The following is a 17,199-nucleotide window of genomic DNA, read 5'->3' as shown; positions in this document are numbered from 1 at the left end:
GCCTGACCCTGCTTGCGAGCTGTCACTGGTGGTCCCATACTCATAATTGCAATGTTTTCTCGCACCCCAGATAGGGAGAGCGCGCTATGCCTATGACGATCAAGCTGCAGGTTGTTGAGATCGTCGGCAATTTTACTTCCGCGGTTCCCGTAATGACCATCACAGGCAGCCTTGTCGGGGCGTCCGATTCTGCCAAGCGGGACATCTTGGAGTTCCCGAGCGGAGGCATCACTGTTCGCAAGGGGGTGCCTGTAAAAGTCTCCGAATTGGTTTCGGAATCCCAGATGACGGAAAGCTTCACGATCGGAACCTCGCTCGATCCTCCTTTTATTTCGAGAACCATGCGCTACGGTGGGACTCTGCAGTCCATCGATACTGACGACACTTTCGGTGAGGTGTTCAGAGAGCTGACAAATCTGACGGCACCCACGGTCGGCCTACCGGCGCGAGAGCGGGTCCTTACGTTCATCGGCGGCAATGAATCGATTGCCGTGCACTTCACAGAGGAAACTACCAACGCATTTTGAGCGCCAGACGTGCCTGGATGTTGACCCGGCGTGAACTTGCCGCCGTTGGCGATGTCCGCCAGACCGGCTCGCCTCGACAGTGTGCATACCTCGTCGAGATAGTGGGCCAGCCGTACGAACGCCTGGGGCGAGGCCGGCACCGCCTCCCGCTCTCGGGGCCCTTCGACATCACGTAGATCCGCTGGCTGGCCCAATCCACGCCGCCGCCGAGCTGCTCGGCGGCGAGGGCACCGCTGGAGACGTAGAACTCCAGCAGGGGCCCGTTCGGCCGACTGCTGTGGGCCTCGCCAGACCTTCCCGGAGCCGTCCACGACGTTCGCGCGGCCCGGGAACACGGCATCATCGACCGCTGGCCGCAGCCCGGCATCCCCTGCTGGGCCGACACGGCCTACCAAGGTGCCAAGGGCACGGTCCGCGTCGCCTACCGCCGCCGACACCAGACCATTTCAGCAGGCAAGAAGGCGGTCAACAGGCTCACTACGCTGACCAGGCAACGGCCGAACCGGTGAACCTGAAACCACGTCAACCCGCCCTGACCAGCTAGCTAGTTAGCCACTCCCAGACAGCGGGGGCAACCTCACGGCATGCACTGCCTGGATATGTGCGCTATGACTTATCAATACGCTGTGCGACACGGGGCTATGGGAGGATTGACATGGCAGATGCAGCTTTCGCCAAGCTGTTGCGGCTGGAGGCGAAAAGGATTCAGGACCCGGATGGTGCGGACGAGATCCTCGTCGGCAGAGGTGACGGCGGTACCTTTGAAAAGGTACGAATGCGAAAAGGGGACGTGTTTGAGTTCGACGAGCGGTTCGTGCCGTTCGTTAACCAAGCGCCGATTGACGTTGTTCTGCATGAAGTGAATGAGGTAACTAACCAGTCCAGGTTCATTGGGGGGGCGAAGATCATCCCCTCCGAGGTAGGCCTTGGAGAACGAACGCAGGCAATCGGCGCGCTGTCTTTGTCTCTGTACGAGCTGACATATAAAGTCCTTTGACGACGCGCTATCGGCCACTGAGCCTTTGCCATCCTCAGTTCGAGCAGGCCCAGATGCAGGGTGAGTACGGCCTGCCTGGCGAGCTTGGTGATCCGGGAAAGGGCCGGCCAGTGCCCTAATCGTGTTGACCGCCCCCGGCAGGCAGTGCTGGAGTCGGCACGTGGACAGCATCCCCGCCAACCGGCGGTTCTGGAACCAGATCAGCAGCGCCTACCAGCACGAGCACGACCCGCAAATCGGCGCCGCGCCCCGGCTGTGGGGCATGTACTCCATCCCCGACGCGCACCTGCACGCTCTGGGCGACGTCGCCGGCAAACGCGTCCTCGAACTCGGCTGCGGCGCCGGCCAGTGGTCCAGGGCGCTCGCCGCCGAGGGCGCCACCGTGGTCGGGCTCGACCTGTCCGAAGCCCAACTCGCCGCCGCGGCTCGCGCGATGGGAGCCGTCCGCTACCCGCTGGTGCAAGGCGCCGCCGAACAACTGCCCTTCGCCGCCGGCAGCTTCGACCTGGTGTTCTGCGACTTCGGGGGGCTTAGCTGGGCGCCCCCGCACGTGGCCGTCCCGCAGGCCGCACGCGTCTTGGGCCGAGGCGGGCGCCTGGTGTTCAACGTCGCCAGCCCGTGGTTCGAAACTTGCTACGACGAAGCCGCCGGCCGCGTGACCACGACGCTGCAGAAGGACTACTTCGGGCTGGACACCATCGCCGAAGACGACGGCGCGACCAGCTATCAGCTCACCTACGGCGACTGGGTCAAGGTCCTGCGCGGCGCGGGTCTCATCATCGACGACCTCATCGAGCCGCGGCCCGAACCCGGAACACCCAACGGTTACAACGAAACCGACCCACCCGACTGGGCACACCGCTGGCCGGCGGAACTGCTCTGGGTAACCCACAAACCGTAAGTTCCGCCGCGCCGGGACGTGAAGGCATCCCCCTCGGAGGGCAGGCCTTGGGCCTGTCCGGCTGATCACGGGGGAGCCAGAGCCAGAGCCAGAGCCGGGTCGAGGCGAGGCGAGGCGAGGCGAGGGTGACGGTCCCGTGGAAGACGTAGGCGCGTTTGTCGAAGCGTGTGGCTACGGCCCGGAAGTTCTTCAACACGTTGATCGTCCGCTCCACTTCGTTCCTGCGTTTGCAGATCGTCTTGTCGAAGTCGGCGATCCGTCCGCCCACGACGAAGACCTGCGCACCCTCGCGTATCAGCTGATGGACGCCGCAGGCCTTCAGCGTGGCCGTCTCACCGGTATCGCCTGCGCGGTGAAGACATCGTCGACGCCGGCCGGGTGGCCCAGCAGATCAGCCTTGTGCCTGTTCAGCCGTTCCGTTCGCCGAGCCACCAGGCCGGCGGCCACTTGGGGCCGGCAGGCGCGGCGGAAATCGGCGGCTGGTCCGATGGCGTAAGGGCCGAACTTGTCGCGGATGCGGACCATGGCAAGCTCGGCGAGCAGCCGGTCCTCCCGGGCGTCGCAAGTTCTGCCCGCCTTCCGTACTCCGCTGCGCCCTGTGGTCGCTCTTTCGAGGCAATGACCCCATCCAGGGATGACGGAGACCGTTGTCGATGAAGCGGAATCTCTCCCCCCGGTGTCGCGGTGCGCGGCGAGGGGGTGCCGCGGCAGCGGATTGCCGCAGGAAGGGAACTGACATGGCAGACATCGTGCAGATCCGGGCGAAGATCGAGACCGCCGATGTGGAAGATGCCGGATCGAGCAGCAACGTCCATCTCGACATCGCGGGCCGAGAGTTCAACCTGGACCCGGACGGCGACGACTTCGAGGCCGGCGCCAACCAGATCTTCGTGCTCGGCAAGCAGAGGAGTCCAGCGGCAGCGGCGACTTCACCGTGGCACCCGTGCTCAACCCGGACGAGAACGACCCCCGCAAGCCGCAGCTGGACACCGAGGACCTCGACGTCTACCCCGTCTACCTACGGGTGGTCGACGCTGGCACCGCCCCCAACTGGTGCCTGGAGCGCGCCCGCGTCACCGTCGTCGCCTCGGAGGGCAGCCGGTACCACTTCGACAACCTGCGCCTGGACAAGGTGGCGGACAACCGCAGGATCTGGCTCGGCGAGGAGTACGGCCAGCATCTGTACCAGCGCCGCGTCGCGCAGTCGTGAGGCTGCCACTGCAGTACTGCGCTTGCCACGGGCAAACCTGAGTTGCTGCTCCCAGCGTCGTCGGCTCGCCGCGGTCAGGGGCGCTGGCTGATGCCGTACTCGCAGGCGAACCGGCTGGCCTCGCCGGCCGATCCGGTCAGCGCGTGCAGCCACAGTCCGTAGGCCACCGACTCCATCTGTTCCCAGGACAGGTGGAGTCGGTGGCCACCGTGTGCCGATGTGGTCGCGCCCGGAAACGCTCGGCCAAGGCCCGGTCGCTGCCAGCCACACCGCACGGAACGCGGTTCCACCCGGGAGCGGACGTGAGTGCCCGGCTGCTCCCGAGGCGTGCTCGGGCCCTCTGCTCGCGCATCCGCGGGGACGGACATTCATGACGCGATGACCAGTTCAAGAACTGGCATGGTCATCGCCTCACGCTCCCGCGCCCCCCACGGGCTCCGCCCGGTCTCGCCGTTCTCGTCCTGGTGACGCCCGAACAGGACGCGGACCTCGGCCACCCCCGCAGCCCCGCTCACCGCCCCTTCGGCTTCTGTCGGTGTTACCGGCGACCGGAGCGAGAACCGCTCGCCCAGGCCTTCGGGCGGGCTTGTCCCTGTTTCCGCTCCAGTCGTTAGCTGCCGTAGAAGTCCGTTACGCCGTCAGCCGTGCGGTGCGGCGGTTGCGTGCCTTCCAGCACGACGTGTGCCAGTGCCACCGGGCGTCCGCACCGTTGCTCGCGGGCCATGTCACCACGTGCGGAATGTCAGAGGAGATCACCTGGTCGCAACCGGGACAGCGCAAAGCCTCGTTCTCGGCGCTCGTGCCGGCCACATGACGCACGATCCAATCCTCGCCGTTCCAGTTGACGTGCGACTCTCCGGCCCGCCTGCTGCGGAGCTGGCTCCGGGTGTACATGGACCTGTAGACGATGAACACGACGAACGCGCCGGTCACGGCCGCCACCAGGGCCTCCGGCCACCCCCACAGAGCCACCCAGTCCTCCAGTCGCTCCGTGAGATCACCACCGGCGGCAGGGAGCACGGGGAATGTGCCGGTGCGGACCCACGCCACGGTGAAGAGGGACAGCACCACTGCCAGAACAGCCCCGAGCGTCACCCGCAGCGCGACGACCGCGCGGGAGACGTGGGTGGCGACGGTCCCTGGTGCTGCCCCCATCACCTCGGCCGTTTCCGCCTGGGTCAGTCCCAGCACCTTGTTGCACCACACCGACGTGCGCTGCTTCGGCGGCAGGGAGCCCAGCGCGGCCTTGATCTCCAGCCGTAGGTCGGCCGTGCCGCACGGGTCGACGGTTCCGGCAGTCTCCAGCCGGATGTCCGCGTCCAGGGACGCGTACGCCTGACCGCCGTGGTAGCGCAGTGCCGCGTGCCGAACCTCGTTCCTGATGGCAGTGAAGACGTACGGGCGCAGATTCCCGATCGGCTCGGTGTGCGCCAGCACGGACGTGAGGGCGTTTTGCACGACGTCCTCGGGGGCCGCCGAAGACAGCGGGACTCCGTAGAGACGCAGCCGCTTCCGGGCGTAGCCCACCATCTGCGCATATCGTTCGACGACCAGTGCCCCCAGCGCCTCGGCGTGCCCTGGCTCTCCTGCCTTCTGCTCAGCCACACCCACCCCGCTTCCCCGTACCGCCTCCACGGCCCTCCCGGTCACCCGACGCGGCCTTGGCGCGCATCAGTGAGGCCTTCCCCGCCGCGCGGTTGCGGAACGCGATGCTCTTCAACACGCAGCTCAGCGCCGGCGCGAAGAGCAGCACCAGGAACAACCCCGCCTCGACGCCCGTCACATCCACCGGACCTCCTTCAGTCTGCGGCCTGTCAACGCCTCACGGTGAGGCAGCGGCCGTACATCCACCCGACAGTCTTGGCGGCACCGGATTCTTTACAGGAGGCGAGAAAACTTGTGGCGACCTCGCAGGCCTCTGCACGGCGCGGCCCGGTTGATCGGATGCGGTGTGGGGGAGTGCAGGCTCCCGCAGAGGGACCCGTGCGGCGCGGAGGCCGTGTCCGCGTTCTCGAAGGACTGGTCGCCGAAGCCGTCGTCGCGGTCCATGGCTCGCCGGCCGGCAGCCGGGCTTCGCTTCGACCCCAGCTCTGAGTTCGGCCCCCACCGATATCGGACCAGCGGCCGTCTTCCGTCACGCCTCCTGGCCGATCGTCATCGCCCCAGTCGCGAGGGCCATACGTCCTTGAGCGACAGCTGGGCAGGCCTCCGCGCCGCCCGGTGCCGCGGGGCGTTCGCGACAGCGGCCAGCACAGCAGATCGACTGACCCGCTCCACCCGTACGAGGCGGGGCGCAGGCCCGGCCGATGGAGGATCCGCGCGAGGCAGGGAGGGAAGACGCGGCGTAGGGCTGCCACGCTCAGTCGAAGCGGCAGTTTCCCGCCCAGCCCCAGGAGATCAGCCCTCCAGGAGTGGGGTGGAAGCGGTAGGGGATGTGCTGGCAGTTGCCGTCACACGCTGCCCGCTCCCGGCGTTCCGCGAAAGCCAGACGGATCCGATGCATCCGTTCCAGCAGTGGGCTCGAGCCGCGAGGGTGGAGGACGACGAGTTCGTCTGAGAGGACCCCAGAGCCGTAGGCATCGAGGAACGCGTTGAAGTCATCGGGCAGGGCCGCGCCTACGTACTGCTCGACTTCGGCCCAGTCGTCCGGGCCCGGCTGCCGGCCGGGAGGCGTTCCCAGCAGGCTCTTGAGTTGGTCCAACGAGGACACGGCGCGCTCCATGGCTGATCTGAAGAATGTGCCTGGGCACCGTAGACGTGCGCGCCCCATGGACCGCACCCCGCTTCCTGCACGACGCCGCGGAGTCCTGCCATTGGCTCGGCTCACCCGGTGGGGCATCGAACGGCCTGGTCCGCAGCTGGAGGCCTGCGAGTATTCCAGTTTCCGGCGGGGCTGAGCCCGGGGGCGTTGCCTGGAACGGTCAAGGACAACCGAGGGGCTGATGGCGGGTGATGGGACGGCTGTGCAGGTGAAGTTCTCTCGCCGCTACTCCAGCAGGCGTTCCGCGTCCTCCGGCACCCAGGGGAAGGGGACGTCGGGCCATCGCGTGGAGACCCACGCAGCGAGATCGACGGTGAGAACGGCATCGATGAAGACCTGGGGCGGTCGGTAGCCGTGGGCGGTGATGTAGTGAGTGATCAAGAAGGGGGCGGCATAGGCGATGCCGGGCTCGCCCGGGATCCGTATCTCCCCGTTCCCTTCCGGAGCATCGTCCTCAGGACACAGGTCACACGTGTGCACCCCGAGGCAGACGTTCATCCACTGGACCCGCTGAACAGCCTTCAGCTTCTCCACGAATGCCGTGGGAACCGTTCCTGTCGAGTACGGCTTGCCGGCTTCCAGCCAGCCGATGTTCAGGCGGTTGTACGCCGGGCGGTACCAGAGCCCGTAGAAGCCCGACTCCCTGTCCATGAACGAATCGTCGTCCTGGTAGTCGTACTGGGTGAGATCTTCGCAGAACACCCGCTCATCATCGCCGCACCGCCTCGTTGACGCCCCCGCGATTACACGACCTCTCGGACACGATCCAGCCCTGGATGTCTCAATGCGCCGCACCGTAGGGTGCCGCGCTCAGCCGTCCGGCTGCCAGGGACGGCAGGGCTGAAGCAAGGACCGGACCGAGCCAGGTGTCCATCGGCCTCCCCGCGCCCGGTCCACCGCGGGGGAGGGGCGGCCTGGTGCCGGGACGCGCCGGTGCCCGTGCTCTCCGGCGGGTGGTGTGTTCGGGCGGTGTGTGCGCGTTGTGCGCGCCGTGCGCTGACATGCGGGGTGGAGTGGGTGTGAACACGCGCGCGTGTTGTCCCTGCTGTCGGTCACGGGCGTCGCGTCCTGTGAGGACTGTCCGCTCTCGCCTGGTCATTCCCCGGCCAGGCGAGAGTTTCTACCTTCGGTCGCCAGGACCGGAGCAGCACGTGCTATCCAATCCGTGACGCGGAAGGGCGCCCAGGGGGAATCCTGGGCGCCCGGCCAGATCGAATCCCGGCCGTAGCCAGTGGGACAGGGCGGAGAAAATTCAGGCCTTTGTCCCCGGAGGCGGGGGTCGGGTCAGACGGGCACGGCCCCGACTGACCCGATGAAGGGTCAGCCCGCCCAGACCTCGGCGTCGTCGGCCGGAACAGTGGTGGCCAGGCCCAGTTCCTTGCGGGCGGCGACTGACTTGTTCGGGTCGATCCCGGTGAACGCCGGGTCGTAGGCGGTGTAGAACGCGTCGGCGTCGGCGGCGTTGGCGGCGTTCTTCCAGTTGCCGACCGCCTGCGTCAGCGTCGAGCGGAGCTTGCCGACCTCGGTGCCCTCCATGTCGGCCAGGCCCTTGACGTGTGCGTCGAGGGCGGCCGCGACGGCCTTGGCCTGCGCCTTGTAGCCGGCCAGGTCGTCCTCGACGGCGTCCTTCTCGGGCTGGTTCGCCCACAGGGCCTCGTAGACCGCGTTCGAACCCTTGAGGTAAGTGATTTGCTCGGGCTTGAAGGACTTCGCGGTGTTCAACGAGCCGCTGAACTTGCCCTTCTCCGCCGTGTAGGTGCAGCTGACCGCGCGGTCACCCGTCGCCCAGCTCTCCTTGGTCGGCGTGTAGTAGAAGAGGGCGGCGTCCTTGGGGAGCGCCCAGGTGTCCGGCGCGTACTTCTGCGCCTCGACGGGGCAGCGGGTGTCCGCGATCGTCGTGATCTCGTCGTCGCCGGGATACTCCTGGCCCTTGTCGATCGCGAACTCGCCGACGACCTGGCCTTCGTGTGCCTCGGTGCAGGGTACGACCTCGACGGTGAACGCCGTTCCCTCGGCCTTGCTGTTCGGGTTGTAGCAGTCACCGATGTCCAGCGAGAACACCGACTGCTGGCGCGCCGCCTTCTTCGCGGTGTCCTTGGCGTTGTCGACGGCGTCGGAGACCTCAGAGCATCCCACCGCGCCGATCGCGAGCAGGGCGGCAACGGCGGACATGCCGCGAAGGTTACGGTGTGGAACACGGACTGTCATGACGTGTACATCCTCTTACGTAATTTCTATGAGCTCATGCGGCTCGTACGGGGTCTCTGACTCGCGACGGGCCGCGAGGGTTGTATCCGGGCTGCTCACGGCTGGGAGTCCGGTCACCTCGGGATGCACGCGGAGCCAGGGGTGGGCAGTCGACCGCCCACCGCGACCGGTGCACTCGCCACGGGAACCGGGGTCGTCCAGATCGAGGGTCCACCTCTTCGTCGACCGCTCCGGCCTGCCTGGTGACGATCCGGGAGTGGTGGGCGAGCCGCTCCTCGACGCTTCGGGGCGGTGCGCCGGGGCGGGCGGTGTTGGGGGAGGGGTGTCGATGAACTGCTGCCATCCCTCCCCAGGGCGTCGGCGGCAGGGCTTCGCCCGGACCACTGCCGCAGCGAGCCGGACACACACCGCGCTGCAGCCCGCATCACCGCAACCGCCGTCGGTACCTGGCGTGCTGTCCTGGGCCGACGGGGCTGCGCTGGTCCCTCTCGCCCCGGGGACGGTGACGGGCCTGGTGTCACTGCCGACGCCGGCCGGTCGACGCTGGCCCTGAACATCGCTCTCCACCACGCCCAGGCCGGCACCGACACCCTGTTCACCTCAGGGGAGATCACCTTTCGCTCCTTGCAGCAGAAGGTTCTCGCCGCCCGGTACGGCGTAGATCTCAACCGACAGGAACCGCCCGGTGGCTGGGCCGCCTTCAAGGCCACGGTGCTCTCCGAGACGAAGGACCTGCCCCTGACTCTGCACGGCGCACGCGGGAGGAGCAGCGCACGCGACAGCCTCCGCCGCGCCCTGCTGGCAGCCGCGGGCACCAACCGCAAGCTCGGACTGTGGATTGTTGACTCCGTATGGCACTTCAGCGACCTCACCGACGACGGTCCGGACACCGCCGCGGCCATGGCGAAGCTCCACTTGCTGGCTTCGGAGTACGACCTGGCCGTTCTGGTCACGTCGAGGGTGGTCACCGAGCAGCCGGACGAGCCCGTCACCGCCACGCACCTGCCGGCCGGGATGGCCGAGCACAGCGACCAGGTCCTTGTCCTTGACCGGCCAGGCGTCTACTGGACCCACACCCCCTCGACGGCGGGCACCCTGCGCCAGCTCACCGGTCCCGCGCCGGGCCGCACGATCGACCTCGAACTCCAGCTTGATCGCCGCCGCTTCGTTCCGGCATGACAGACCACCCCGTACGCTGACCGCGGCGAAGCTCGGACCATACGTGGCCCGGGCCCTCGCTTGAGCACGCAGAAGGAACCGTCCCGTTTCCGGACCTGGGACGGGTCGGCCATGAGCCCGCACCACGGAACAGCGATGCAGATCGTGGCCCTGACGGGGGGAGCGCTGAATACTTCGCGTGCTCATCGCCGACCGCGGTCAGCGGGAGGCTCCCTGGGGCCACAGGACGCGTACCGCGATTCCCTGCCGCTGGGCGTGGGCGACGACATCGGCGGTGCCGCCGTAGGCCCAGGAGGACCGCTTCAGCGAACCAGGAGTCGGGGCCGTCTGCGATGCAGGAGACACTGACCCAGCTCGCTCGGGTCGTACTCCTTGCCGCCCTGTGTCTTCTGCCGAGCCGGCAGCCGGGACAGCCCTCCTGCGACACGACCCCGGCGGTTGGCGCTCCCACGTCGTTCGAGTCGGCGTCCGAGGAGACACCGAGAACTGGGTAGATCGGCCGGCCATCACGGCGGTATCCGACCAGCACAGCCGGTGAGGGAAGGGGGCGGCGTGTCATACCTGAACCGTCCAACGGTCTCCAGCGCGCCCGCGCTGCCCACAGCCGAGTCAACGCTCTCAGATGGGACCGTTTTCTCGTGGAGCCGTATAGCCCACCGTGATTCATGGAGATGAGGCTGTCGGCTCAGCGACAAGCCCGGCTTCAACCGCTGGCTGTTTCACGCGCATAGCCAGAGGAAGCAGTCCTGCGGCGCAGAAGACGGCACCGGTCGCGACGTAGAGGGCCAGTGGTGTCCAGCCCACGTCCAGCAGCCGGCCCGCCGCAGAGGGCGCGATGATGGCGCCCACGCGTCCGACACTGATCGCCGCTCCCACGCCTGTGGCCCGCAGCGATGTCGCGTAGACACTCGGTGTGAGCGCGTAGAGGCCGGCGATGCACCCGTTCACCGCGACGCCGATGACCGCACCGATACAGAAGCCCAGCACAAGGGTGTCGGTAGAGGCTGCGAACCAGCGCGGTGTTGTTGTAGCCGACGAGCGGCAGGTCCTCCGGGATCCGCAGCCCGAGTTCGTGGGCCGCCCGGCAGATGCCCAGCGCGGCGACATCCGCGCCGGTCATCACGGCGGTCGGCGGTCGGTCGGCCGTCAGCAGCGTCATCCCCGCCTTGAAGCCTCCGTCGTCGGAGTAGGCGGTGTGATGGACACGTGCGTACTCCGCGATCCCGTGCCGCTCCATCGCGGTCAGATAGCCCTCGCTCAGCACTGCTTCAGGGGTGCTCTACCGCCGAGCCGGCTTCCACCTGCTCCGGAAGATGATCCTGCTGCAGTAGCGCCTCGCCGTGGATATCGGGATACGACTCCCGGTACCTTTCCACAGGCTGTCCTCCCGGTGAAGGCAGGCAGCCACGTCCGGCTACACGACGTGTAGGCCAGGGAGAGGCGGCAGCGACGTCATGCTTTGGCGCCGGCCATGCCACTGGTGACGACGATCGCGGCCACGTCGCCACCCTTGGTGCGGCCCAACCACACGACGCCACCCGATTCGGCCCCGAACGTGACCAGATCGGCTTGTTGCGACTCGTCGCGTACCCGCTCGCAACCGTCGGCCAGCTGTTCGGTGTCACGCGGTGCCGGAATGCCGTCTACGAACGTGCGAAACGGCGCGGACAAGGTGGTCCACGCGCCTGCGTCGGCGAAGCAGCCAACATTCGCGTCGGAGAAGAAACGGGGCTCATCGCCCGGTTGAAGCTGATCAATGTCCTCGTCGACACCCAGGCCCATTTCCCACCCGACCACAGGGTCGTCGCTGATGCACAGGCGCGTCGCGGCACACTCAACGCCATCGAAGTGCTCGCCAAAGAACTCGTAGGGGCCCGCCGTCCACGCGATCTCCACTCGGTACACGCCCGGGGGAATGCTCACCACCAGCTCACGCGGGGGCCTCGTCGGCAGCCCTTTCTCGTATCTCCAGACGTCGTCGTCGTCCCACGGCGCATCGACGACGAGCCGGCCGCTGGGAACGCGGATGGTGGTCAGCTCCTCGACCCCTGTCACGACTACCGGCGTTGTCGGATCGTCGTACACCGTCCCCAGATGCGCACCGGGCGTGAAAGCCGCCTCCAGGTACCAGGTGGCCTCAGGCCCGGCTGCCAGCCGAGCGTCCCCGACCCATTCCATGTCTTACCCCTCCTCACCGCCCGGCCGGGCGGTCAAACCGAAAGCTACGTGGGGCCGCTGACATCGGCACTTCGTGCATCGTCACGATCCGTGATCGCAACCCAAGATCTGTGCCAGAACCGAGCTACGACGTCGTTTGTCAATGAGCTCGGAAGGCACCCCGGTGGCGGGCAGGTCGGTGTTCACGAGTTCGGGAGGCACGTGCCGGTGACCCGAGGGGTACGTGTACCGGTGCACAGTAACCTCACCTCAGGCCGCCGTGAAAGACCCCGGCCGAGCCCCCCGGCCTGCCCGCCCGGGGCCATCCACGAGTTTTCAGCGGCCTCGTTTCGGTGGTTCGCAAGCGCGTCGCGGGTAGTGGGCTTCCGCGGTTCCAGGACAACTGCCTTGTACACCGTCGACCAGGCGGCCAGCACTCTGCTGGCCGCCAACCAGAAGGCCAGCGGCCTTCGGTGCCCAAAGCCATGACGCCTCGCCGGACCAGCCGACGGGGCGTCATAGATCGAGGCTAACTGTCCAGCCAAGCGCCAACCGACATGATTCCCCCGCCGATGATGCCTCCGAACAGGGCTCCCAGGCCGGCGCCGGGGAGGGCACCGATTCCGCCGGCGCCTGCTCCGACTTCCGCGCCGATCAGACCACCGAAGCCTGCACCTTCAACTGCACCCTCACCGTCGGCGGACGCAACGCCCTTTGCCATTCTCTGTACCTGGGCGCCCCCCTTTCCTGACGTCTCATTTGCGTGCTCGGCGCTCGCGGAGATTACCCCGGCGATCATTTGTGCAACCGGGTTGACCTGCTCGTCACTGAATGCTGTGTCGTAGATTCGACGGGTCTTGCTGGCGACCTCCGCCGTGGATCCCGCGCTCCGAACGATCTCGAGCATTTTGGCGATTCCCTCCGCCTCCCCTTCGGTGATCACCTTCAGCCGCTGCAGCGTTTCCAGGTGCATCTGGGTTCTCTCGCGCCGGGGAAGCCCCTTGTCCACCATCTCCTGGACGAGTTTGTTGTGAAGCTGTCCAGCCGAGCGCGCCCAAGCTCTGAAGAACTCGGGAGGGATGGTGCCTCCTCCCTCAGGTACGTTCCCGCCGTCTGGAGTTGGCATTCCGGGCCACCAAATGATTCCAACAGTGACGTTGAACGGAGGCCGTGTGGCCCGGGTTGCACCAGCGCGCTCGAGGGCGCGCGCTGTGGCCTCAACCACATCTCCGAGATCGACTCGTCCAGAGCCTTCACTTGCCATGGGAAGTCCCTTCTGCATCCGGGCTCGCTACCCGCTGTTGTTCGTCCGAAGGCCCCCAGGTTGTAGTGACTACCTGAGGGCAGCGCAAACACGCATCCTTCCCCTCTTGATGCCACCACCGGCATTCTGATCTCACTTGGCACGGCGGAAGCTGGCTAACGACTGGAGGAAGAATCTGCGTCACGCGACGCGCCAGCGTGCAATTCGCACCATCAAAGTTCTGACACCTGTCGCCAGCGCACGGTGCTGCGAATCGAAACACTTCCGTGGGACGGAAGGATGCGGCCATGTCGATCAGCTGAGGATTCGGCGGCTGCAATTCAGTGAGGTAAAGCACTCGAGGCTCGTCAACGGTGCCAGCGACCACCCCCAGCACCTTACTTTCCTCCATATCGTGCTGAGCACTAGGGCAGAGCCGGGTCTTATCTGTCATACCAATCAATTCCCCGGAGGTTGGGTGCTGTGGTGGCTGGGACGGCACACGAACACAAGGCGGACAAAGTAACCCTCGCGGTCCGAACTAATGCCAGCAACCGGGAGGACCCCCATGGGTGAACGGTGAGTGCACCAAATGAGGCGGGGCGTAGCTGACCTCGATGTTTCACCGCGATGGCCAGTTGATCTCGTGCTCGTGTGGCCCTCCAGCCACCCTCCGGACCGTGCGTGACTCCCGAACTCATCGACATTGCTCAAGGCGCGGCGCTGCGTGGTGACGCCCGAAGCCGTCGACAAACGACTCCTGATCTCGCGTACAAAGCCACCACGCCCATCCCGCGTGGCCGGGGCCGGTGTCTGCGATCCGCTCCCCGGCTGGTTCGAACCCTGGGGCGGGCCGGGCGCATACCCGCCACCGCCCGCCTGTCCGTCCGCCGCGTCCACGACCGCACCGATGCACCGCCCACGTACTGGCAGGCCGCCGGCAGCCTGACCACCGACGAGGCTGCTGATCACACCTCCTCGACCGCTCCGTCCCACGCGACGCGCCCGGGCGGGGCCACCGGCCCGCCCGGGGGAGTGGGGTGTTGCGGGTGTTGCCGTGGACGAGCCGCCACTTCTACCACCCCCGCGCAGTTCCGCGACGGCGTGCCCCACTGGGTACAGTTTTTGGCCGAGCGGGTCCTCCCCGATCAGCCTCCGCCCCGCCTCGCGCCGCGTGTTCTCCCTCCCCGACCAGGCGAAGCCCAAGACCCTGTAACCACCTGCCGCGACGGCGCGCCCTGGTGTCCGATCTTCGGCCCGGACCAATCCGCTTTCAACGCCGACCACGCCCTGCAGACCGACCTAGACAAGCCGGTCATCATCGTCACGCTGGAGTTTGACCGTCCGGCCATCCTGCTCATCGACGGCGTCCACCGCATGTACCGCGCGATGATCGAAGGCCGGGAGACGCTGCCCGCGCACACCTTGACCGCTGCCGAGACCGCGACGATCCGCGAGAGCTGACCACCGCCGCCCGCGACCGTACGAGGCCCACCCTCCGGGTGGGCCTTTCGCGTTCGCGCCGCCCGCCGCCCGCCGCCCGCCGCCCGCCGCCGTCACCCACCCCGACCCTGTAGCCGGACGACTGAGCGGGTTGGGCTGGGTTGCTGTGCTAGCCAGCTCGGCGCCGACAGTCCAACCAACGGTGACCGCTCCCGCCGCCTCCGGCTGCCCCACACCCCTACCGCCGACCGGAGGCCCAGGCATGCCGAATCCCGAGCCCGTTGCACGCATCCGCAGCGCAATCCTCACCCATCCCGCCCACTACGATCCCGCCGCCTGGCACGGCGGAATCACCCTGCTCCGCCCCGATACCCCTCCCCGAAACGCCGCCCCGCTGCGCCGGACGACCCTGAGTGTCGCCGGGTACGCCGCCCACTTCACCGGCCACACGCTCGAAGTCGTCGACGACCCCGCCGACCAGGGCAGTTGCAACATGCGGACCCTCGCCTACAAGCCCGGCAGCGAGTCCGTGCCGGTCTGGATCGTCGCTCAGCGGGAGGAACGCCTGCTTGAGCAGGCCGGTGACGTCGTCGGCCTTGCTGTCGTCGAGTGGGCCGACCGGGGTGAAGGGGGCCTGGTAGAGGGCCCTGCCGTCCGCGTTGCGGACTTCGTACAGCTCACCGTCGCTGGTGTCGGCGGTGATGGCCGCCGCGTCGGGGAGGCCTCGTGGAGGAGGCGGGCGGCGTGGTGGACGGTATTGCGGTGGAGGATCCGGCGGGCGCGGGTAGCCGCGTGCGGTGCGTCGCTGGTGGCGTGGGAGAGGGCTGCGGTCGCGGGGTCGGTTGGGAGGGCGCGGGCCGAGTGGTCGGTAGCCGGGACCGGCGGGCGGGCAGGGAGGCCCGTGAGCAACTCGCTCGGCATCTGGGGCGGCTGGTGGCCGAGGACAGGATGTCGTTCCAGGCGCTCCAGACGGTCGTCCGCGCCGGCCCCAGCTCGGATCTGGCGCTCGCCTGCACCGCGCTCGCGGCGGGGAAGCCGGCGCCGTCGTTCAGGGCGTGGGCCGCGTGCGCCGAAAGCCACCCCGCGTACCGCCAGGCGTTCCCCTCACATGATCGCCGGAGACGGATTGAAAGGCCAGGTCAGCTCCAGGAGCAGCACGGCCCTCCGGGCCGGCATGACCAGACTCCTCACCGGACGGCCGGAGAGAACCGATGGACGCCTGACGAAGGAGAACCTCTGGTGAGAAGCCCAGGTCAGCCGAGCCATCATGAACAGGGCCCGGGACATTCTGGCTGAATGGGACGCCCACGTTGCACGGCACGGGATGACGATCCCGCGCGACGCTGACCTGCGCAGGAAACTGACCACGAAGACCCAGCAGTGCACTCTCCTGGAGAGACAGCTCCAAGCGGCGGCCGTTGCCATCGCAGCCCCCACCACGACAACGAAGCCCTCCGAGATGAACTCAGCGAGCGGGCCGCAACCGTCGTCTTCGGCATCGGCCCCCAGCGCAGGAGGCCGAGATGACCCACTGCCGTTTTGAGGGTCCGCACCGTGCGGGGCATGCGACGGGCCTGTGGCCTCAACCGGACGGCAGGTCGTCGGGCACGGGAGGCCGCGAGGCCGGGCCTCGCCCTTCGGCGGCTGTCAGTGAGCGTGTCCGTCGGTGTGGGCCGGCGGCGTGGCAGCCGACGTGGGCGGGGAGGTGACCGGCTCCGTGGTCGTGTCGGTGGAGGGGGCTGGGGCCGGTGCGTGGTCGTCGGCCGCAGGCTCCTCGACAGTGCCGTGACCGTGGCCGTGGCCGCCTGGGGTCGTCTCCATCGAGGCTGCGACCTCGCGCAGCCCGAAAAATGCGAGGGCCGCCACCGCGACGACGGTCAGACCCAGCACGCTGAAGACGCGCTGCCAGGGAGTGTCGGCGTCCTTGATCACGTAGGCGACGAAGGAGACGACGATGCCGACGGGGACGAGGACGGCGCCGCGGGCGGGGAAGTCGTCGAAGTGCTGAAGGCCGCCGCTGAGCATGCCGATGCCGAAGGAGAGCAGCAGCGAGGAGCCGATCACCACGAGCATGCGAGGCAGGCCGGGCCTCTCGCGGGTGAGGAGGAACTCGTTGAGGATGGTGGCGCCGAGGAAGACGAGCGCGCCATAGGCGGCGATGCGGGTGTAGCGGTCGGGGTCGAGCGGATGGTGGACGACGGCACCGCTGATGAGACCGGCGCCGACGAAGTAGCCGACATAGCCAAGGTAGCGGGCGGCCAGCGAGCGCTTCCGGGAAGACTTGGCCTTGCGCCGGGCGGCCCGCCCCATGGGCGTAGCGTCGAGCCTGCTGTCGGTCGCGTCGAGAAGCTGGACGGAGGTCATGTGTGCGAGTTCCTCGGGGTGCTGCGAGCGTGACTCATCGCCCGGCGGGTGCCGTGTACAGGCGACCGGGGTTGACGATGAGAATGGGGGCTAGATCGGGATAAACAACCCGGATCTACACCTGCTGCACCACTGAGCTGAGGGAATCAAGCAACGGTGGGAGGCCGGAGGACCATGTCACGGTCCACGGCTGGGGCTTGCTCTCCCCC

17 protein-coding genes and 3 pseudogenes are annotated in these 17,199 nt (G+C 67.6%); 7 read left to right on the top strand and 13 right to left on the bottom strand.

What is annotated here, in order from left to right; all coding sequences use genetic code 11:
* Nucleotides 1–92 precede the first annotated feature (92 nt).
* The 4 genes and pseudogenes from ACSU6L_RS00210 to ACSU6L_RS00195 all read left to right on the top strand — a co-directional run bounded on the left by ACSU6L_RS00210 (nucleotide 93) and on the right by ACSU6L_RS00195 (nucleotide 2,425).
* Nucleotides 93–527 carry a hypothetical protein gene (locus ACSU6L_RS00210; protein ID WP_437052265.1) on the top strand — a complete coding sequence of 145 codons (435 nt, stop codon included), beginning with the start codon at nucleotides 93–95 and terminating at the stop codon, nucleotides 525–527.
* A 260-nt stretch (nucleotides 528–787) separates the two neighbouring features.
* Nucleotides 788–1,036: pseudogene (locus ACSU6L_RS00205) on the top strand (transposase family protein); the annotation flags it as partial.
* A gap of 146 nt (nucleotides 1,037–1,182) precedes the next feature.
* Nucleotides 1,183–1,524 carry a hypothetical protein gene (locus tag ACSU6L_RS00200; RefSeq protein ID WP_437052263.1) on the top strand — a complete coding sequence of 114 codons (342 nt, stop codon included), beginning with the start codon at nucleotides 1,183–1,185 and terminating at the stop codon, nucleotides 1,522–1,524.
* Nucleotides 1,525–1,684: 160 nt separating this feature from the next.
* Complete coding sequence (locus ACSU6L_RS00195) at nucleotides 1,685–2,425, top strand: class I SAM-dependent methyltransferase (RefSeq protein ID WP_437052261.1); 741 nt, start codon at nucleotides 1,685–1,687, stop codon at nucleotides 2,423–2,425.
* A gap of 106 nt (nucleotides 2,426–2,531) precedes the next feature.
* Here ACSU6L_RS00195 and ACSU6L_RS00190 read toward each other — a convergent pair.
* Both ACSU6L_RS00190 and ACSU6L_RS00185 read right to left on the bottom strand, forming a co-directional pair.
* Nucleotides 2,532–2,690: pseudogene (locus ACSU6L_RS00190) on the bottom strand (IS5/IS1182 family transposase); the annotation flags it as partial.
* A gap of 53 nt (nucleotides 2,691–2,743) precedes the next feature.
* Nucleotides 2,744–2,950, bottom strand: coding sequence for a hypothetical protein (locus tag ACSU6L_RS00185; RefSeq protein ID WP_437052259.1), 207 nt, complete (start codon nucleotides 2,948–2,950; stop codon nucleotides 2,744–2,746).
* Nucleotides 2,951–3,368: 418 nt separating this feature from the next.
* On the opposite strand from ACSU6L_RS00185, the gene ACSU6L_RS00180 reads away from it, so the two are divergent.
* Nucleotides 3,369–3,635: a hypothetical protein gene (locus ACSU6L_RS00180; protein ID WP_437052257.1), complete on the top strand. Its 267-nt coding sequence runs from the start codon at nucleotides 3,369–3,371 to the stop codon at nucleotides 3,633–3,635.
* A 74-nt stretch (nucleotides 3,636–3,709) separates the two neighbouring features.
* Here ACSU6L_RS00180 and ACSU6L_RS00175 read toward each other — a convergent pair whose 3' ends face one another.
* The 6 genes from ACSU6L_RS00175 to ACSU6L_RS00150 form a co-directional block, all read right to left on the bottom strand.
* Nucleotides 3,710–4,003 (bottom strand): DUF6417 family protein, encoded by a 294-nt coding sequence (locus ACSU6L_RS00175; protein WP_437052255.1) that lies wholly within the window; start codon nucleotides 4,001–4,003, stop codon nucleotides 3,710–3,712.
* Nucleotides 4,004–4,265: 262 nt separating this feature from the next.
* Nucleotides 4,266–5,240 (bottom strand): RNA polymerase sigma factor, encoded by a 975-nt coding sequence (locus tag ACSU6L_RS00170; RefSeq protein WP_437052253.1) that lies wholly within the window; start codon nucleotides 5,238–5,240, stop codon nucleotides 4,266–4,268.
* Nucleotides 5,233–5,424, bottom strand: coding sequence for a hypothetical protein (locus tag ACSU6L_RS00165; protein WP_437052251.1), 192 nt, complete (start codon nucleotides 5,422–5,424; stop codon nucleotides 5,233–5,235). The genes ACSU6L_RS00170 and ACSU6L_RS00165 overlap by 8 nt, the downstream gene beginning before the upstream one ends.
* Before the next feature lie 570 nt (nucleotides 5,425–5,994).
* Nucleotides 5,995–6,345: a hypothetical protein gene (locus ACSU6L_RS00160; RefSeq protein ID WP_437052249.1), complete on the bottom strand. Its 351-nt coding sequence runs from the start codon at nucleotides 6,343–6,345 to the stop codon at nucleotides 5,995–5,997.
* A 276-nt stretch (nucleotides 6,346–6,621) separates the two neighbouring features.
* Entirely contained in the window at nucleotides 6,622–7,191 is a 570-nt protein-coding gene (locus ACSU6L_RS00155; protein ID WP_437052247.1) for a hypothetical protein, read from the bottom strand.
* A gap of 525 nt (nucleotides 7,192–7,716) precedes the next feature.
* Nucleotides 7,717–8,604 (bottom strand): septum formation family protein, encoded by an 888-nt coding sequence (locus ACSU6L_RS00150; RefSeq protein ID WP_437052245.1) that lies wholly within the window; start codon nucleotides 8,602–8,604, stop codon nucleotides 7,717–7,719.
* Between the two features lie 624 nt (nucleotides 8,605–9,228).
* Between ACSU6L_RS00150 and ACSU6L_RS00145 the strand changes: the two genes are divergently transcribed.
* Nucleotides 9,229–9,783 carry a hypothetical protein gene (locus tag ACSU6L_RS00145; protein ID WP_437052243.1) on the top strand — a complete coding sequence of 185 codons (555 nt, stop codon included), beginning with the start codon at nucleotides 9,229–9,231 and terminating at the stop codon, nucleotides 9,781–9,783.
* A gap of 663 nt (nucleotides 9,784–10,446) precedes the next feature.
* Here ACSU6L_RS00145 and ACSU6L_RS00140 read toward each other — a convergent pair.
* The 4 genes and pseudogenes from ACSU6L_RS00140 to ACSU6L_RS00125 form a co-directional block, all read right to left on the bottom strand.
* Nucleotides 10,447–10,770 carry a hypothetical protein gene (locus tag ACSU6L_RS00140; RefSeq protein WP_437065239.1) on the bottom strand — a complete coding sequence of 108 codons (324 nt, stop codon included), beginning with the start codon at nucleotides 10,768–10,770 and terminating at the stop codon, nucleotides 10,447–10,449.
* Nucleotides 10,771–10,795: 25 nt separating this feature from the next.
* Nucleotides 10,796–11,047, bottom strand: a pseudogene (locus ACSU6L_RS00135) (substrate-binding domain-containing protein); the annotation flags it as partial.
* Between the two features lie 188 nt (nucleotides 11,048–11,235).
* Nucleotides 11,236–11,961: a DUF4241 domain-containing protein gene (locus ACSU6L_RS00130; protein ID WP_437052241.1), complete on the bottom strand. Its 726-nt coding sequence runs from the start codon at nucleotides 11,959–11,961 to the stop codon at nucleotides 11,236–11,238.
* 508 nt (nucleotides 11,962–12,469) lie between these two features.
* Nucleotides 12,470–12,952 (bottom strand): hypothetical protein, encoded by a 483-nt coding sequence (locus ACSU6L_RS00125; RefSeq protein ID WP_437052239.1) that lies wholly within the window; start codon nucleotides 12,950–12,952, stop codon nucleotides 12,470–12,472.
* Between the two features lie 1,356 nt (nucleotides 12,953–14,308).
* On the opposite strand from ACSU6L_RS00125, the gene ACSU6L_RS00120 reads away from it, so the two are divergent.
* Entirely contained in the window at nucleotides 14,309–14,647 is a 339-nt protein-coding gene (locus ACSU6L_RS00120; RefSeq protein ID WP_437052237.1) for a hypothetical protein, read from the top strand.
* A 1,626-nt stretch (nucleotides 14,648–16,273) separates the two neighbouring features.
* Here the strand turns inward: ACSU6L_RS00120 and ACSU6L_RS00115 are convergent.
* Nucleotides 16,274–16,990, bottom strand: a complete 717-nt coding sequence (locus ACSU6L_RS00115; protein WP_437052235.1) for a hypothetical protein — start codon at nucleotides 16,988–16,990, stop codon at nucleotides 16,274–16,276.
* Nucleotides 16,991–17,199: the final 209 nt, after the last annotated feature.

It is taken from the genome of Streptomyces sp. enrichment culture, assembly GCF_964272855.1.
Taxonomy (GTDB): Bacteria; Actinomycetota; Actinomycetes; order Streptomycetales; family Streptomycetaceae; genus Streptomyces.
Note: the sequence above shows the minus strand (reverse complement) of the source record. Positions and strands in the feature narration are given on the sequence as shown.

Excerpts from the sequence above, each read along its gene's own strand:
- ACSU6L_RS00210 (WP_437052265.1), top strand. The coding sequence starts at position 93 with ATGACGATCAAGCTGCAGGTTGTTGAGATCGTCGGCAATTTTACTTCC.
- ACSU6L_RS00200 (WP_437052263.1), top strand. The coding sequence starts at position 1,183 with ATGGCAGATGCAGCTTTCGCCAAGCTGTTGCGGCTGGAGGCGAAAAGG.
- ACSU6L_RS00185 (WP_437052259.1), bottom strand. The coding sequence starts at position 2,950 with ATGGTCCGCATCCGCGACAAGTTCGGCCCTTACGCCATCGGACCAGCC.
- ACSU6L_RS00175 (WP_437052255.1), bottom strand. The coding sequence starts at position 4,003 with ATGTCCGTCCCCGCGGATGCGCGAGCAGAGGGCCCGAGCACGCCTCGG.
- ACSU6L_RS00150 (WP_437052245.1), bottom strand. The coding sequence starts at position 8,604 with ATGACAGTCCGTGTTCCACACCGTAACCTTCGCGGCATGTCCGCCGTT.
- ACSU6L_RS00130 (WP_437052241.1), bottom strand. The coding sequence starts at position 11,961 with ATGGAATGGGTCGGGGACGCTCGGCTGGCAGCCGGGCCTGAGGCCACC.
- ACSU6L_RS00125 (WP_437052239.1), bottom strand. The coding sequence starts at position 12,952 with ATGGTGGACAAGGGGCTTCCCCGGCGCGAGAGAACCCAGATGCACCTG.
- ACSU6L_RS00115 (WP_437052235.1), bottom strand. The coding sequence starts at position 16,990 with ATGACCTCCGTCCAGCTTCTCGACGCGACCGACAGCAGGCTCGACGCT.